This window comes from Bacillus sp. M13(2017) (genome assembly GCF_002218325.1).
In the GTDB taxonomy this organism is placed as follows: Bacteria; Bacillota; Bacilli; order Bacillales; family Bacillaceae_G; genus Bacillus_A; species Bacillus_A thuringiensis_K.
This window is the reverse complement of the sequence record NZ_KZ268509.1, coordinates 58593-74863: the sequence shown is the minus strand read 5'-3', so window position 1 is coordinate 74863 and position 16271 is coordinate 58593. Positions and strand designations below refer to the sequence as shown.

Below are 16271 nucleotides of genomic sequence, written 5' to 3'. Positions count from 1 at the left end.
TATGCTTTTCTATGTCACGTTATGCTCATCTAATATACCGTATTTCTTTTTAAATCTTGTAAGAATCGTAATCCATGAAGTACTAAATAGTAATAAGAAAATAACATTCGAAATCGCATGGCTCAAATCAAAGTAAAAACTTGCGATATAATACGAAATGACAGTTTCCCACGTTGCTTCTCGTATAAAACCGAGAAGGCCCCAGAAATTCATAATCCAGCCAAATAAAAAGCCAACAATTACTCCGTAAAGAAGTCTTCCCCATAGCTTTTTCATAAAAAATGTATTACGAAGTAGACCTGCTATAAAACCAATCATACCCCACGAAAACATTTGCCACGGTGTCCATGGACCTTGTCCTAAAAAAATATTGGATACGATTGCTGCTGTAGCACCAATCATAAAACCAGTTTCACTTCCAAATACAATTGCAGAAACGATAATGACAAAAGAAGTTGGTTGTACACTTGGTAAAATAGAAAATGGCACCCGGCTTACTGCTGCAATTGCCGCTAATACAGCAACGAGAACAATTTCACGTGAAACAAACGCCTTTCTTTCAAAACGGATATAGAAAGGTAACATAATAACTGCTAATATAAACAAACTACTTAACATGTAATAACCGTCCATGACAAGTGTCGTAAGAAGTAATGTGCCGATTATTACTGCAAAGATACATATTATGAATGCAACATATCGTTTGGACACGCTTCGTACACATCCTCCCACGTTAATGCATATGGCAATTCTTTTCGAATGAATCGATTAATAGATGTTGTATAAAAGAAGTTGCCGCTAAAAAATTCTTTCGGTGCATCATTCATAATGACTGTTCCATCAAATAACATCATACATTGATCAACGTATTTCGCTGCAAATTCAATGTCATGCGTCGCCATTACAATTGTTGTTCCTTCTTTTTGCAGCTTCCTAAATAGTTCTCCTACTCTTTCTTTCTTCCATGGATCCAACCCCTTTGTCGGTTCATCAAGTAATAATAAAGTCGGCTTTGATAATAACGTCGTACATAACGCAAGTAATTGTTGCTCTCCTCCGCTACAATCATGCGGATGTCGCTCTTTAAGCGCATGTAACCAAAACTTTTTCAACATCTCTTCTGCAATTTTTCTTCCTTGTTCTCCATATAATTCACGTGCACGTTCATACACTTCTTCCCACACTGTATCAAATGTAAAATGATAATACGGATGCTGCGATACATACCCAATACTTTTAAATCGTTCTTTCGAATCAATTTTATGTATTACTTTTCTGTTCCACTTTACTTTCCCTCTTCTCGCTTTTTGTAATCCTGCTAAAATCGTTAACAGTGTAGACTTACCTGTACCGTTCTTCCCAACGAGCGCTACCCATTTTCCTTTTTCAATCGAAACTGATAAATCACGTAAAATAAGCGGACTATTTTTTTCATATTGGAACGAAATATGCTCTGCGCTTAAAATTACCTCTTGCTTTTCACTTTGTGCTATTGGCTCATTTCCATATGATATCGCTGCAAAATCATTCATTTTCATTTGCGCCTCTCGCACTGTAAACGGAATATCTCTCACATTCCACTCTAAAAATAGCCTTGGAATTTGCGGAATAAATGGACGGAATGTTTCTACTCCCCACATATCCGTAATAACAAATTTAGGACTACCATCATACATAATACGGCCATTATCCATACAAACAACGCGTGTTGCAAGCGGGATAACTTCATCTAAACGATGTTCACTTAAAATAATCGTAATTCCAAGTTCTTCATTAATCCGTTTTAATAATCCTAAAAACTCTTTTGCAGCGATTGGATCTAACTGCGCTGTCGGTTCATCTAATAATAGCAATTTCGGCTGCATAACTAATACCGCAGCTAAATTAACAAGTTGCTTTTGCCCACCAGATAACGTGTGAACAGATTGATGCAATAAATCTTGAAATCCTAAAAAGCTAATAAGCTCTGCTATTCTTTTTTGAATAATATGTGATGGTAATCCGATATTTTCTAAAGAAAATGCTAATTCTTGAATCACTGTATCCATAACGATCTGGTTTTCTGGGTTTTGAAATACCATCCCAATTTCTTGGGCAGATAACAAATCAGCTACTTCCTCTATTAAAACACCCTCATAAAATATCTCTCCAGAACGCGTACCAATTGGAAGTAACTCCTTTTTAAAATGTTTTAATAACGTCGTCTTCCCAGATCCCGATCCTCCAGCAAGTGCAATAAACTCACCTTTTTGAACAGAAAGAGAAATATGCTGTAACGCTTTTTCATTTTTATCAGCATATACAAATGATAAATTGTTTATTTCTGCATGCGCCACCATATCCATTCTCTCCCTTCCATTATGATTGGTAAACTAATAAACATCGTAAATACGACAAACATCATCCCATCGTATTGCTGAAATAGAATCGATTCGACTTTCGGATAAATAATCAATTTCCCTCCGCCGTAATTACTACATACAATAGCAGCTATAAATAAAATGATTAAATAACTGAGCGTATACCAATCGCGCCTTTCCATTCTATAGCGAATATACGTCGTACGCTTCGTTACACCAAATCCACGAGCCTGCATAGAATCTGCCGTTTGCAGTGCATCTTCTAACGAACAAATTAATAATACTTGCAGCAATTGCATACCATTTTTGACGCGTTCAATTATCGAACCTGAATCTACCTGCACACCTTTCGTCTTTTGAACGAGTGTGATTTTCTTTAATCGCCTTATAAACAAAGGAACAAATCTCACTGTAATCATCGTTAACAATGCAACTTTCGGTGAAATTCTTGAAAACAAATATAAAAATTTATGACTGGAAATAATATCATTGTATGACGCAAACGTAAACATAACTGCAACTAGTAATAACCCCATTACTATTCCAAACATAATCGCCTCAAGCTTAATACGGCTATCACCTAACCAAAATAACGTCGTTCGGCCTCTATGCGTTAATAACGAATTAAATAAAATTACCATCAAAAAGAAAACAATTGTGCTCGGTAGCATCTTTCTTATCTTTTCGCTATTTCCTTGCATCACATTTAACATAATAATTAATACTATTGCTCCAATTAAAAAAAGAGGATGAAGACACATCATACATAGTATCATCACCCCGATATAATAGAAAAAATTCACAAAAGGATGTAAAGAAGAAAAACTTATTTTCATAGCCCTTTACCGAATGCCTTTCTTATTGTAATACGTATACCCACTCAATTGTATCGCCTGGTTTTACCGCAGCTACACCAGCACTATGGTTTGGAAAAGCACCGTTCACACGATATTTCCAACCACTAGTATCCGAAATATCTTTTTCATATAAATCATTAATACCTTTTACATAAATACTATCTCTAGATCCGCTTGCATCAACATCTAATCCTGTACGTTGCAATACTTTATACACTGTATCGCCTTCTTGTACATCCATCTTTTTCGCACCCATTATATATCCGTTATTTCCTTTTACCGAGATTGTTACTTGTTTTGCTTGCGGTTTCGGTACTGGTACTGGATCTGGTTTTGGTGGTTCAGGTTTTGGTACTGCCGGAGTCGGTATCGTTTTCTCCGCTTTATTCGGATCAACTTTTTGCTCCTGCTTCGGTGTTTCTTTCGGCTGATTCACAACCTTTGCTTCTTCTTTTACTTCTGGTGCTTTCGGTTGTTGTTTCTCTTCTTGTGCTGGTTGCTGCTCTGGTTGCTTATTTACAGCCGGCTGTTCTTTCGGTTGTTCCTGTTGTTTCTCTTCTTTCTTTACCTCTGGTTGTGCCTGCGGCTTTTCCTCTTTCGGCTTCTCTTCTACTTTTTGTTCTTGTTTCTCTTTCTGCTCTTCTTGCTGCTTTTGCTCTGATTCAGCTTGCTTTTCTTCTGTTTTTTCTTCCGGCTTCGCTTCATCTTTTTGTTCTTCTTGTTTCGCTACCTCTTCTTGCTTCGGTTCTACCTTCTTCTCAGGCTTTACAGCTGCCTCTTCACATCCGGCAAGTAGCCCGAGCGAAAGCAGTAAAGAAATGAACCATTTCACCTTACTCATCCTATCTCTCACCTTTCATACGAAAATTAGGAGCAAATAATTGCTCCTAATTTTTTGTTAAGCTGCTTTACGTCTCCATAATACATATGCAGAAGCAATACATAATACACCCATACCTACTTCTGTTGCTGCACTATGAGAAGATGCTCCTGTTTTTGGTAGACTGTTATCGTTTCCGATTTTTTTATTCTTAACCGGTTCGTTATCTACAACTACTTTTAGATTTTCATCTTTTGTTTCTTGTTGTACTTGTTTTTGTTCTTTCGGTTCTTCAATAACTTCTTTTTCTACTACATTATTTTCTTGTTCAACGACCTTTTCTGGCTCTTCAATCGGTTTTGGCTTAATTACATTACCAGCGTCTACATTAGACCAATCATAAATAGATTTTCCCATTTCCTTAAATTGAAGTAATGCTAAAAGAGCCTGTTCTGTAGCCATTCCGTTACCATTTTGATCACTTGGTAACCATTTAAATTCACCATTTGAAAGTTGATATGATAATAGGTTTTGCATTGCCTTATGAAGACGATTTTGATCTACATCTTTAACAAGCGATAATCCAATAATTGCTTGCGCAGTACTATTTGAATTTTCTTGTCCATCAGCTGAAAAACCGCCATTTTGCAGCTGTTCGTTATATAAATACGCAACAGCTTTTTGTATAGCTGGTTTCACATCTGATCGCTCTTGATAAGGAGCTAATGCTGATAAAACCATACCTGTTACATCAACACTACTAGCACTATCTTTACTACCTGAACTATTATAAGTCCATCCACCGTCTGTATGCTGATTATTTAACAGTGCTTCCACTAGAGCAACTCTGTTCCATTTTGATTCAACTGGAATCTCATACTTCTTCGTATCAAATGCAAGTAAAGCAAATGCATAACCTGTAACAGAATTCACTTTATCTGACTCATACAATTTTTGAACTAAATTATGTCCACCTACATTTTTAGGGTCTGCACTCATTGCATTCATCATAATAATTGTTCTAGCTAAATCTGTCGCTGAAAAACGATTAATGCGCTTTTCTACTTTTTCAGTTACTGACTTAACATAATTTAATTTTGCCTCAATTGGCACATTCTTTCCAGAACGAGAAAGCGCTACAGCTACCCAGTCACTTTCAATTCCATCTTGTAACATCTTATCTGATGTTTTAGAAATGGCTTCGTTTAATTGTGCACTTGGATCTTGAATGTTCTCTTGCTGTGGTTGTTCTGTTTTTTTCCCATCTGGCGTTTTACCGTCTTGATCACCTTGGTTTTTCTCATCTGGCGTTTTACCGTCTTGGTCACCTTGGTTTTTTCCATCTGGTTTTTCACCGTCTTGGTCACCTTGATTTTTCCCATCTGGCGTTTTACCGTCTTGGTCGCCTTGGTTTTTCCCATCTGGCGTTTTATCATCTTGACCTTCTGATTTTGGTTCTTCTGTTTTGCCACCGTTAGGTTCTTCTGTTTTACAAGTCCCGAACTTATCTAACGTTTCTTTCAATGTTTCCTGGCTCATATTGCTCCAGTCTGAAACAAAACGGAATACAACAACATCACCAGACTCTAATTTATAACTATCTGCCCCAACTTGTGCAGATGTATCATTTACATCGTATGTCCAACCACTTGTAGCCCCGGCCATTAAGCCATCGATGCCTTTTACATATGTTCCAAACGACATCGTTTCAGATTCTACCTTGTCCCCCATGACCTTTTGCAGCAAACTTAAAGCTGTTTCCCCATCTTTAATTTGCTCTTCTTTCGGACATAACATAATGCCTTTTTGTGATTCCCCAATAATTGCAAGTTTTGCTGTATTTTCTTCAGCAAACGTAATATGTACTGTATTCGCAAAAGAAACAAATACAAGTGTCACTGCCATTAACGACGTAAGCAGCCACTTTTTCAACATTGCCATCCCAAAATTTCCTCCCTTACTACCATTTACACAAAAAAAGGCCCTTCAAGGGCGTGCGATTGACACTCTCTTTTTGTAAGTGTCGAACAAAAATGTACAACACCTCCTACCCGCATTATTCGCGGCTATATTTGTATAGGAAAAATAATTTTGTTTATGAACGTATCATTGTGATAACATTCACTTTTCTCGGCACAACTTACTTCCATTTAAGTTATCGTAAAACGATAAACCTATACATTCTGTAAATTTTAAATTTCTGTATTATTTTACTATTGACAAAGAATTTTGTCCATGCTTTATCGGATTTATTTTCTAAGAATAATAACTTATTAACTCTTAACTATGTAAACTCCTTTCACTAATAATGACGCCATCTTCATCCGCATAGACATATTCATTTGGATTCCAATCCACTTGTCCAAAGTGCAATGAAATATTCCGTTCTCCTTTTCCTTCTTTCACACTTCTATTTGGCATCGTTCCTAACGCTAAAATACCAATATTAATATTCTTTAGTTCACTAGAATCACGAACATACCCATTCACAATAATTCCTGCTAGCTTTCTTTCTTCCGCAATAGCTGCCAAATTATCACCGAGTAACGCACAGTTAGTAGACGCTCCGCCATCAACAACTAATACTGTTTCTTCTGGTAATGTTTGCAATCCTTCCTTCACTAGTACATTATCATCTTTCACTTTTACAGTTGCAATTTTTCCGTGGAATTGTTCTTTCTTCCCAAAAGATTGAAAAGACTGGCGACATATTTGTAATTCCTTTTCAAATTCATCACATAGATCTGTAGTTTTCCACATCTTGTTCCCTCTTTTCCTTTTTCTTTCTACATAACATATTCTGGGCTTATTTTCGTTTCCCTGTCTAATATTGCAATAATTTGTATGTACGGGAAAGGATACAAAAACTATTGCCTTAAGAAGCTACCTTTATTATAATCTATTCCACGGATTAAATTCAGAATATTAAAAATTAACCAAGTGAAGAAGGAGGGATTTTATGCAAATACAAACTGAGACAAAAAAACAATCTAGTAAACAAAAGTTTAAAATGCCTGATGCTTACGTACTACTATTTTTTATTGCCTTACTTTGCGCCATTGCTACGTATTTCGTTCCTGCTGGAGAATTTAAAAGGGTTACAAACGGGACCGTTACAACAACAATACCAGGTAGCTACCATTCTGTTCCGCAATCACCCGTAGGATTTGTTTCTTTTTTTACCGCTATTGAAAAAGGAATGACACTTGCTGCTCCTATTATCTTTCTAATTTTATTTACGGGCGGGGCTATTGCAATTCTTGAAAAAACAGGTGCCCTTGACGGTTTAATCTATCATGTTATTAACAAATTTCGTAATCAGCAATTACTTTTCATTTGTATAGTTGCCGCACTTTTTTCTATTCTTGGAACGACTGGCATTATCGTTAATTCAGTTATCGGTTTTATCCCCATCGGCATCATCGTTGCACGCACATTAAAATGGGACGCTATCGTCGGTGTAGCAATTATTTATTTAGGTACTTATGCTGGCTTTAATGCTACTATTTTATCTCCCTCACCTTTAGGTATTTCACAAAAGATTGCAGAACTTCCGATGTTTTCCGGAATTGGTTTACGCACCGCAATCTATATATCTTTTTTACTTGCCACTATCCTTTATATAAATTGGTATGTAAAGCGCTTGAAAAAATCGAATAAAGGAAGCATTCTTGGCGATAACTGGTTTCCAAGTAACGCTCTTTCAAGCGAAAAAGAAACAGAGAAAAAAGAAGTTCCTTGGACGATACGTCATAAATTAATTTTAATCGTTTCAGCTTTATCATTAATTGCATTTTTAATAGGCGCTTTTCGTCTACATTGGACGGACGCAGAAATGACTGCTACTTTTATTTTCATAGCAATTACAGCGGGAATAATAGGTGGTATGAAAGCAAACGATATCGCTTCTACTTTTCTAGCAGGTTGCCAAAATCTCATATACGGTGCTTTAATCGTTGGAATGGCTCGTTGTATTTCAGTCATTTTAGAACAAGGAAAATTGCTTGATACAATTGTTAACCAACTCGCACAAGCTCTCGAAGGACAAAGCCCTGTATTTGGTGTTATCGGCATGTATGTGAGTAGTGCCGCATTACATTTCCTTATTTCATCCGGGACAGGAGAATCGGTTATTTTTATTCCGATATTAGCTCCATTAGCTGATTTCATGCACATTACACGCCAAGTTACAGTACAGGCTGTTATGCTTGGAGAAGGTGTAGTCAACTGCTTAAATCCAACTTCCGGTGTTTTAATGGGCGTTCTCGCAGCAAGCGGCATTTCTTACGGCAAATGGATTCGATTCATGGCTCCACTTGCATTCATTTGGTTTATCATTGGACTTGTTTTTCTTATTGTTGGGGTGAATATTGAGTGGGGACCGTACTAAAATACCCATATATACTTAACTTGATAAAATATCTATCCTATTCTCCTCTTCAATCCTATAAAAATCATTTATTCTAGTAAACATATAAGAAGGGATTGATCATAATGATCAATCCCTTTTATCAAAATATAATACCTTTAAAAATCTTAGTTCCAAATTTTATTTACCCATTCAGGATGATCAATAAAAGGATTGCGGTTATGTTGATATTTTGTAAAAATCACTTCATTACGCTTTCGCTCTAAATCATCGACCGGGTCTTGTTCATTCCATTTTAATAAAACAGATAGTTTCCCCATGTATGCATCTTTATTGTTATTCACTTTTTCATTTAGTTCTAAATCTATTTCGCCGTTGTCCCCCTCGTAACGAACAGCCATATAAAACAGCATTCTAGCAATATCTCCTTTTACACTATCACGAGGTTCCCAAGAATCACTATCATATTTACATTCTGTCGCTTCAGAATGATTTACACCACCGTTATCAAAATCCAGATTTCCACGTGAACTATTTACAGATACATCCGTCGCTCTTAAATGATGTAGATCTGTTCCAGGTCCTGCAGTCGTTCCAAAGTCACCGTGAGATTTTGCCCAAACATGCTCACGGTTCCAGTTATTTACTCCTGATCCATTCGTAAGCTTCCCTTGCGAACGACCAGTATATAAGAGTATCACATTATTTTTATTATTTGGATCTTCATCAGTATCTCTTAGCGCTTCCCAAACCGCACTGTATGATAACTTTGTATGATTATCAATAATATTATGCAGTTCCTTCTTTAATTCTAAGCCCGTTTTTCCTATTGCGTTATTATAATATGTATCGTCATAACTTTTTACAATAATCTCTTGTGCTGATGCAGGAGCTACTTCACCGTGTATAGTATCTGTGAATGATAGAGATGCAGAACCTAAAATAAAAAATGAAGATAGTGTAATCATAGCAATCTTTGTATTTCGAAACTTCATATACCCATTCCCCTTTAAAATATAATTTGAAGCTATTAACTAAAAAGCGCTTTCTAACCCCCGAAACCTTTTAGAAACCCATACCCCTTTTCTGTTTATTTAATACAAGACTCTATCCAGTCTGTATCACTTCTAAACTTTTTGTTTATTCACATTCCAAACAATTTCACTTTTTACAAGGAATATCCTTCTCTTATAAAGATTATTAAAATATTCTTTACAATTTAAAAGTAGTTTAATATTAACTTATAAATTGTAATTTATTTATGCAATAATACATATTTGATAATTTGTTCAAAAGCATTTAAAGAAAACTGTGCTCAAATATATAAAATTTAATATAGAAATTAAAAATCCGATGCTAATATGAATTCTTTTCTCTACAAATAAAAAAAGAATGTGTCTCACACATCCCTTTTTTCATTCCCATTTGTAAAAGGATTCTATATCCCTTCAAGTCTTACTATTTATTTCGTTATCTCACCAAACTGCGCTCTCGTCACTTTCACCAAGTCATCAACTTTAAGCTCAATTTGTATACCGATTTTCCCGCCGCTTACTATCATCGTTTCAAGTGATTGGGCGCTTTCATCGATACATGTAGAAAATAGCTTTTTCATTCCGACTGGCGAACAACCACCGCGAATATACCCTGACACTTTCGTAATATCTTTAACAGGAATCATTTCAATCTTTTTTTCACTTACTGATTTTGCCGCAGCTTTTAAATTTAGTTCCTCATCTACCGGGATGATAAACACATGATAATTTTTACTATTCCCTTGAGCGATTAACGTTTTATATACTTCTTTCACTTCTCTTCCAATTTTCTCGGCTACTGATACGCCATCAATTTTCCCATCACCTGGATCATATGACATCATCGAATATTCAATTTTCTCTTTATCTAATATTCGCATCGCATTTGTTTTATCTTTTTTCATGGGTTTCTCCTTAAAAAGTCATTTCATAACATTAATTTTGCTTTTATTATACACCCTTTTCCATTTCTCCTACATAACTTCACGTATTTTTCAAAACTAAAAATATTGATAATTGAAAAATCATCTGATATAATTTGGAAAAACTTATGTTAAGGAGAGATTTGTAATGAGAAATTTTAATACTTCTTTCCAACTTCATCATCATACGTAACGCCGTGTATCCGAAGAAAAATTTTTCTTCGTGGGTACAGGGCTTTTCCTGTTGACCCACGAAGCGTTCATAAAGCTATGTGGGTATTTTTATACCTGCATAGCTTTTTTTAATTTAAAAAAGGAGTGATTATGATGGAAATGAGAAATGTAAAAGGAACGAAAGACTATTTACCAGAGGAGCAAGTGCTGCGAAATAAAATTAAAAGGGCTTGTGAAGATACGTTTGAACGATACGGATGCAAGCCGTTAGAGACACCAACGTTAAATATGTATGAGCTTATGTCTTACAAGTACGGTGGTGGCGATGAAATATTAAAAGAAATATATAAACTTGAGGATCAAGGAAAACGTGACCTTGCGTTACGATACGATTTAACTATTCCATTCGCAAAAGTTGTGGCAATGAATCAGAATATCCGCCTTCCGTTTAAACGTTATGAAATTGGGAAAGTATTTCGAGATGGGCCAATTAAACAAGGAAGATTTCGTGAATTTATACAATGCGACGTTGATATAGTCGGTGTAGAATCAGTCATGGCTGAAGCGGAACTCATGAGCATGGCGTTTGAGCTGTTCCGAACATTAAACTTAGAAGTAACGATCCAATATAATAACCGAAAATTGTTAAACGGTATTCTCGAGTTCATTAACATCCCTACTGAGTTAACGAGTGACGTCATTTTATCATTAGATAAAATCGAAAAGATTGGGATTGATGGTGTACGAAAAGATGTATTAGAACGCGAAATTTCTGAAGAAATGGCTGATACGATATGTAATACCGTATTATCTTGTCTAAAACTTTCAATTGCCGACTTTAAAGAAGCTTTCAATAACCAACTCGTTGCCGATGGAGTAAACGAATTGCAACAATTACAGCAATATTTAATCGCTCTCAGAATAAATGAAAATACGATATTCAATCCGTTTTTAGCAAGAGGACTCACAATGTATACTGGCACCGTATATGAAATCTTTTTAAAAGATGGATCGATTACATCCAGCATCGGTAGCGGCGGCCGTTACGATAACATTATCGGAGCATTCCGTGGTGATAATATGAACTATCCAACAGTCGGTATTTCATTCGGTTTAGACGTTATTTATACAGCACTATCGCAGAAAGAAACAACCCCATCTACAGCGGATCTATTTATCATCCCACTCGGGACAGAGTTACAATGCTTACAAATTGCCCAGCAATTACGCACCACTACTTCATTAAAAATCGAACTAGAACTAGCAGGACGCAAATTAAAACGTGCCCTTAATTATGCCAATAAAGAGAATATCCCTTTTGTGCTTATTATTGGTGAAGGAGAACTTAGTACAGAAACCATTATGCTAAGAGATATGAAAGAAGGTAGTGAAGTGAAGGTCTCCCTTTCTTCTTTAAGTAGTTATTTATAATACAAACCACCCTCGTTTGGGTGGCTTTCCTATTTTATAGATAATCAATAATTAGTTTACATAAAATAATTACAAGCTACTTAAAACTAAAAATATATAATATCCAATTACCTATTATTTTTGGTGATATACAGATATTAATTATTTTAGGAGGAATTATTTTGAAAGTCTACATACAAGCACTAAAGTGGACCACAGGGATCTCTCATCTTTTATTACTTCCTTGTTATTATTTATTTCAGGAACTTGTTAACTTAGATGGGATACTTTTACTACTATTGATTGCTTTACATATCACTACTTTTTTATTAGCTAAAAAAGTAGACATGAATACGTGCCCTCATTATATCGGTATTATCGTTACTCTAGTTGCCTTTTCCCCTTATATAGACCTCGTTCTACATATGATAGCAGCCATTTTACTTTTATTAGATGCGGTTTCTACGAATACAAAAGAAGTGTATAATTCATAGCTGGGTAAAATAAAACTTCAATTCATAGAGTTTTGAAATAGGTCAGCAAAAAGGATTTACTTTTTAAGTAAACCTTTTTTCATTTTTAATTACTTTCCTTACTCCAGGCTAATAAAAGAATATTCTGTTTAATCTTTATAAATTTCTAAATATTTATAATACATTCAAATTAACATACATTTTAGTTATGAAAAAAATCTAAGTTTTAAGGAGATGAATCCATGCTTAAAAAGTTGATAGCAGGTGCATTATTAACTGTTTCATCGTTAACTGGAGGAGTGGGATTAGTATCAGCTAGTACCGAAAAGGATTATTCGATTACCTCTTTTGAATATGTAACTGTAGATGAAAAGACTGTAGATTCGTTTAACAAATTGAGTGCGCCATTAAAGGAAGACATAAAAATAACGTTAGTACTACCGAAACAAAATCAAAATGGAGACTGGTTATCTTATGGATTTTCGAGCAAAGAAAGTTTAAAGTCTTTTATTGAAAAAGATAAACAAAGATTGAATAATACAATTACTCCCCTTGGGGTTGGCGGGAGCGGACCTAATAGTACAGACTTCTATGAACATGCAAATAAAGGTGGCGAGTATTTTTCTCATAGCAGCGGTTTTAAAAATTTGCCTCCTAGTTGGCAAAATAGAATTTCTTCCATAAGTACAGCATCCCCTACTGCTAGCTATTCAACAACGCTATGGGAACATACTTCAACTGAAGGATATGGAAAAGGTGTCGTTTTTAAACACGCTGATTGGTATGGCAAAACTGTAAACTTGAATGACTTCGCAATTTCAGCAGTTGATGTTAAAAAGTAAAAAACATGAAAATAAAAGGTGTCTTCACATATGGAAAACACCTTTTATTTCTACAACGATTTCACATATCTCGTCTATACCAATTTCAACTCTTAATTATTATTTTTCGTATTCCTACTCTCCAAGACTTTCTCCATATTATGGGTTGCCCATTCCATCATTAATAGAATTACTGGACGAAGAGATTCCCCAAGCTCAGTTAATGAATATTCTACTTTTGGCGGCACTTCACGGTATACTTCGCGATGTATGATGCCATCTGCTTCAAGTTCTCTAAGCTGAAGTGTTAACATTCTTTGTGTGATATTAGGTTTTAATCTTTTTAATTCATTAAACCTCTTTTTCCCATCTAATAAATGATACAAAATAACACCTTTCCATTTTCCACCAATAACCTCAACCATCGCTTCAACTGGACAAGAATATTTGTTTAAAAATGGGTAATTTATATTATTTTCGTTTGGACAATCCATAATAAATCCCTTCCCTTATCAATAGTATCTTTTTTGATACTATACCACATAAATGTGCGTACTTGTATCTATGTTACTTTAAAAATATAATTTACTTACAAAAATAAATTTATGAAAAGAGGAACTTTTATGACAAATACAAACGAAATTACAAAAGAAAAGATTATGGAGGCTTTTCATTTCAGACATGCATGTAAAGAGTTCGATCCTATGCACAAAATTTCAGAAGAGGATTTTAAATTCATTTTAGAAACAGGCAGATTATCTCCTTCTTCTTTTGGATATGAACCTTGGAAATTTATTGTCGTACAAAATAAAGAATTAAGAGAAAAACTACAACCATATTCATGGGGCGCTGGTGGGCAACTTGCAACAGCAAGCCACTTCGTCATTGTTCTTTCAAGAAACATTAAAGATATGCACTATGATGCAGAGTATATTAAATATATGATGAACGATATTATTGGATTGCCTGAAGACACTCAAAAAATTAGATATGAATTCTTCAAAAAGTTCCAGGAATCAGATTTTAACTTATTACAATCCGATCGTGCTGTATTTGATTGGGCATCTAAACAAACTTATATTGCTTTAGGTAATATGATGACGAGCGCAGCTCAAATCGGTATTGATTCTTGTCCAATAGAAGGATTTGATAAAGAGGAAGTAGATACTTTACTTCGTCAAGAAGGCATTATACAAGGCGATAATCTTGAAGTATCAGTTATGGTTGCCTTTGGTTACCGTAAAGAAGAGCCAAAGCGTGATAAAACAAGACAGACTATGGATACAATTGTTGAATGGATTAAGTAATATAGCACAGACAAATAATGCTCCTAATAGCTGGATACTTATACTAAAGAACTATCAGTCGTTTTTCTTATGTATGAATTTGGTTTTTCATGGAAAGATATATTAGTATGTATACAGTTTGAGCGCTCTATTTTTAGAGTCGAACAGGAGGAGAATGAATATGTCTGATATTGAAGTTGGCGAAGTGTTTACTCTTAGTGATGAGAATAACGAAGAGCAAGAAGTAGAAGTACTTGGAGTGATGGATGTCGAAGGCGCAGAGTATATTGCAGTTGCCTTTGTTGAAGATATCCAAACAGAAACTGAGGAAGACATTGATATTTTCTTTTTAAAAGTAGAAGAAGATAATGAGTTTTCATACATTGAAAATGATGAAGAGTTTGATAAAGTATCTGCTGCGTTTGAAAAGATTTTGGATGAGCAAGAGCAAGAATAGTATGAATGAAAAACACGAGAGCGGATGCATATCCGCCCTCTTTTTATTTATTACTCATCCAGAGACTCACGCAGTAATTGCAGTACATCTTTCATCGCAAAAGGTCCACCTTTTTTAACATGCTCCGCAAATTCTGAAACGAGACGTAATGTTCTCACACTTTCGATTGGATGCTCTCCTGATGCACTTTCAGCTGAAAGCATAACTGCATTCGTCCCGTCCAGTACAGCTTGAAACACATCAGTCACCTCTGCCCTTGTTGGAATAGAATGATCTACCATAGATTGAAGCATTTGTGTTGCTGTAATGACATATGTATTCGTTCGATTACATTCCTGAATCATCATTTTCTGTAAAAGCGGAATGCATTGATACGGTAACTCTACTCCTAAATCGCCCCTTGCAATCATAATTCCATCTGCTTCTTTACATATATCTTGAAAATTCTCGATTGCTTCCATCGTTTCTATTTTTGCAATTACATTAGGTGACGTTTCTTTATACTGTTGTATAAAATCTCGTATTTCTTTTATATGACTAGGTTTTCTTACGAAAGAACACGCGATAAAATCAACATTCTCTTCTAAAAGAAACTGAATATCTTTTTTATCTTTCTCTGTAATAGCTGGTAAACTAACAGCCGCACCTGGTAAATTAACTCCTTTATGGGATGAGATATTGCCACCTGTTTTGACCTTTGTTTCTATTTTGTCCGTACTTATCTTTTCAACAATTAATTCAACTTCTCCATCATTAATCAAAATTCTACTGTCTACTTTCACATCATTCGCAATTCCTTCATAATCAACGCTTGCTTCTATATTACTCCCTGTAACTAGTTGTGTATGTAAAATAAAAGGATCTCCTGCCTGAAGTGTAATTTGCTCTCCCTTCACTTCACCTAATCTTATTTTAGGACCTTGTACATCACCCAAAAATTTAATAGAGTCATCTAATGATTTCACTAAACGAATGATGTCTTTATGACTTTCATGCGTGCCATGCGATAAATTTAGTCGAACAATTTTCATACCATTCTTTATTAACTGTGCTAACGTTTCTTTATTATTACTTGCGGGTCCAATTGTACAAATTCGATCAATTGTCATTTTTGTCACCATCCTTTTTTTAATACGTTTCCCATATGAACTTAAAAATAACAGAGATTATGACATGAATAGATTTAAATTTACACGAAATTCATAAGGTTAAACCTGTATTCCTTGCTGGCTAAGCATTAGAAGATATATTCGCTTTTTTCCAAATGAAGATATGTTGAATTGAAAA

General features: G+C 35.1%; 16 protein-coding genes. 6 read left to right on the top strand and 10 right to left on the bottom strand.

From position 1 onward, the window contains the following. Positions 1 to 9 precede the first annotated feature (9 nt). From CGQ22_RS20840 to rraA, 6 genes are all read right to left on the bottom strand, one after another. Positions 10 to 711, bottom strand: coding sequence for an ECF transporter S component (locus CGQ22_RS20840; protein WP_000044907.1), 702 nt, complete (start codon positions 709 to 711; stop codon positions 10 to 12). Further along, positions 684 to 2345, bottom strand: a complete 1662-nt coding sequence (locus CGQ22_RS20835; protein ID WP_139032777.1) for an ABC transporter ATP-binding protein — start codon at positions 2343 to 2345, stop codon at positions 684 to 686. The genes CGQ22_RS20840 and CGQ22_RS20835 overlap by 28 nt, the downstream gene beginning before the upstream one ends. Next, on the bottom strand, positions 2318 to 3196 hold the full coding sequence (locus CGQ22_RS20830) for an energy-coupling factor transporter transmembrane component T (RefSeq protein ID WP_089149244.1): 879 nt from the start codon (positions 3194 to 3196) through the stop codon (positions 2318 to 2320). The genes CGQ22_RS20835 and CGQ22_RS20830 overlap by 28 nt, the downstream gene beginning before the upstream one ends. Before the next feature lie 22 nt (positions 3197 to 3218). Further along, a complete protein-coding gene (locus CGQ22_RS20825; protein WP_089149243.1) occupies positions 3219 to 4058 on the bottom strand; it encodes a DUF4430 domain-containing protein in 840 nt (279 codons plus the stop codon). Positions 4059 to 4115: 57 nt separating this feature from the next. Beyond that, the gene (locus CGQ22_RS20820) at positions 4116 to 5978 is read right to left on the bottom strand and encodes a DUF4430 domain-containing protein (RefSeq protein ID WP_089149242.1); all 1863 of its coding nucleotides are present in this window, start codon (positions 5976 to 5978) and stop codon (positions 4116 to 4118) included. Between the two features lie 339 nt (positions 5979 to 6317). Then, positions 6318 to 6797, bottom strand: a complete 480-nt coding sequence (rraA, locus tag CGQ22_RS20815; RefSeq protein ID WP_061884406.1) for a ribonuclease E activity regulator RraA — start codon at positions 6795 to 6797, stop codon at positions 6318 to 6320. A 199-nt stretch (positions 6798 to 6996) separates the two neighbouring features. On the opposite strand from rraA, the gene CGQ22_RS20810 reads away from it, so the two are divergent. Then, positions 6997 to 8427 (top strand): YfcC family protein, encoded by a 1431-nt coding sequence (locus CGQ22_RS20810; RefSeq protein WP_061884407.1) that lies wholly within the window; start codon positions 6997 to 6999, stop codon positions 8425 to 8427. A 146-nt stretch (positions 8428 to 8573) separates the two neighbouring features. On the opposite strand, the gene CGQ22_RS20805 is transcribed toward CGQ22_RS20810, so the two are convergent. Both CGQ22_RS20805 and ybaK read right to left on the bottom strand, forming a co-directional pair. Then, a complete protein-coding gene (locus CGQ22_RS20805) occupies positions 8574 to 9401 on the bottom strand; it encodes an endonuclease I family protein (RefSeq protein WP_000672179.1) in 828 nt (275 codons plus the stop codon). A 467-nt stretch (positions 9402 to 9868) separates the two neighbouring features. After that, entirely contained in the window at positions 9869 to 10345 is a 477-nt protein-coding gene (ybaK, locus tag CGQ22_RS20800) for a Cys-tRNA(Pro) deacylase (RefSeq protein ID WP_089149241.1), read from the bottom strand. Between the two features lie 345 nt (positions 10346 to 10690). Here ybaK and CGQ22_RS20795 point away from each other — a divergent pair, with 345 nt between their 5' ends. The 3 genes from CGQ22_RS20795 to CGQ22_RS20785 all read left to right on the top strand — a co-directional run bounded on the left by CGQ22_RS20795 (position 10691) and on the right by CGQ22_RS20785 (position 13262). Beyond that, positions 10691 to 11968, top strand: coding sequence for a histidine--tRNA ligase (locus CGQ22_RS20795; RefSeq protein ID WP_089149240.1), 1278 nt, complete (start codon positions 10691 to 10693; stop codon positions 11966 to 11968). 161 nt (positions 11969 to 12129) lie between these two features. Further along, positions 12130 to 12441, top strand: coding sequence for a hypothetical protein (locus CGQ22_RS20790; RefSeq protein WP_089149239.1), 312 nt, complete (start codon positions 12130 to 12132; stop codon positions 12439 to 12441). Between the two features lie 221 nt (positions 12442 to 12662). Beyond that, entirely contained in the window at positions 12663 to 13262 is a 600-nt protein-coding gene (locus CGQ22_RS20785; RefSeq protein ID WP_000914247.1) for a hypothetical protein, read from the top strand. Positions 13263 to 13354: 92 nt separating this feature from the next. On the opposite strand, the gene CGQ22_RS20780 is transcribed toward CGQ22_RS20785, so the two are convergent. After that, the gene (locus CGQ22_RS20780) at positions 13355 to 13735 is read right to left on the bottom strand and encodes a winged helix-turn-helix transcriptional regulator (RefSeq protein ID WP_000340573.1); all 381 of its coding nucleotides are present in this window, start codon (positions 13733 to 13735) and stop codon (positions 13355 to 13357) included. Between the two features lie 129 nt (positions 13736 to 13864). Between CGQ22_RS20780 and CGQ22_RS20775 the strand changes: the two genes are divergently transcribed. Continuing rightward, positions 13865 to 14548, top strand: coding sequence for an NAD(P)H-dependent oxidoreductase (locus CGQ22_RS20775; RefSeq protein ID WP_000185710.1), 684 nt, complete (start codon positions 13865 to 13867; stop codon positions 14546 to 14548). A gap of 154 nt (positions 14549 to 14702) precedes the next feature. After that, positions 14703 to 14984, top strand: a complete 282-nt coding sequence (locus CGQ22_RS20770) for a DUF1292 domain-containing protein (RefSeq protein ID WP_003301955.1) — start codon at positions 14703 to 14705, stop codon at positions 14982 to 14984. A gap of 50 nt (positions 14985 to 15034) precedes the next feature. Here the strand turns inward: CGQ22_RS20770 and CGQ22_RS20765 are convergent, their stop codons facing one another. After that, positions 15035 to 16093 carry a pyruvate kinase gene (locus CGQ22_RS20765; RefSeq protein WP_000151073.1) on the bottom strand — a complete coding sequence of 353 codons (1059 nt, stop codon included), beginning with the start codon at positions 16091 to 16093 and terminating at the stop codon, positions 15035 to 15037. Between the last annotated feature and the right edge of the window lie 178 nt (positions 16094 to 16271).